Annotated in this window: 2 pseudogenes; both read right to left on the reverse strand. The window is 42.7% G+C overall.

Features of this window, described 5'->3' with window-relative positions:
- Positions 1-281, reverse strand: a pseudogene (locus APR43_RS24350) (hypothetical protein); the annotation flags it as partial.
- Positions 220-1,299: pseudogene (locus tag APR43_RS24570) on the reverse strand (hypothetical protein); the annotation flags it as partial. The pseudogenes APR43_RS24570 and APR43_RS24350, both read right to left, overlap by 62 nt.

Below are 1,299 nucleotides of genomic sequence, written 5' to 3' on the forward strand. Positions count from 1 at the left end.
GCTGTTAATGTTACTTGTCCAGCTGAAGTACCAATTATTACAGGGTTACCGTTCAGCGTATCATTTGCTGTTAAGGCTGCTGTTGTACCGCCTGTGTTTCCGTTGATAGATGTCGTTGTTTCTGTAACAGCATCGATTACTGCTGTTCCAACCACAACTTTTGAAATCACGGTATCACAGTTTGTCGGGTTAGTAACCTCACAGATGCTGTACTCAACATCATAAGTTCCTGCTGCAGTATTCGCTGCAACTGTTACTGTTCCGTCTGCATTTAATGTCAATCCTGCCGGAACACTGATCGCTGTCCGTTGTTTCTGTAACAGCATCAATTACAGGAGCAGTTATTATTATAGTAACAATAGCCGAATCACAAACACTAGAATTTGTTGTTTCACAAATAGTATAAGTTATGTTATGTGTTCCTGCTGCTATATTTGGAGCTATATTTATTGTTCCATTAGAATTAAAAGTAATTCCTGTTGGAAGAGTACCTGTTGTTAAAACAACATCTGCTGGAAGAAAAGATACTCCATTTATTTTATCATTAGAAAAAATAGTTGAGATTGATCCTCCAACTAAACCATTAACCGATGAAGGTGCATCGTCTTCAGCGCATATATAATCTGAAATTACCGCAGCTGCTGAAGCAGCCGAAGTACATCCGTTTGCCGAAGCCGTTACAGTATAACTTCCTGCCGGAGCAGTAATTGTGTTTCCTGACTGGGTAACTCCTGTTGAAGGGCTTACTGCATAAGTGTTAGAAGCACTGTAGTTTGATATTGTAAAACTTCCTGTAGCTGTTGAACATGTCGGCTGGGTTACAGCGCTTAATGTCGGAACTGCAGGAGTTGCAGGCTGAGCGTTGATAACCGCAGCTGATGAAGCAGCTGAAGTACATCCGTTAGCCGTTGCCGTTACTGTATAACTTCCTGCCGGAGCTGTAATTGTGTTTCCTGACTGGGTAACTCCTGTTGAAGGACTTACCGCATAAGTGTTAGAAGCACTGTAATTTGATATTGTAAAACTTCCTGTTGCTGTTGAACATGTCGGCTGGGTTACAGCGCTTAATGTCGGAACTGCAGGAGTTGCAGGCTGAGCATTGATAACCGCAGCTGATGAAGCAGCCGAAGTACATCCGTTTGCTGAAGCGGTAACCGTATAACTTCCTGCCGGAGCTGTAACTGTACCTGCTGACTGGGTAACTCCCGTTGATGGGCTGATTGTATAAGTATTAGAAGCACTGTAGTTTGATATTGTAAAACTTCCTGTTGCTGTTGAACATGTCGGCTGGGTTACAGC

The organism is Flavobacterium sp. NLM (assembly GCF_002210235.1).
Classification (GTDB): Bacteria; Bacteroidota; Bacteroidia; order Flavobacteriales; family Flavobacteriaceae; genus Flavobacterium; species Flavobacterium panici.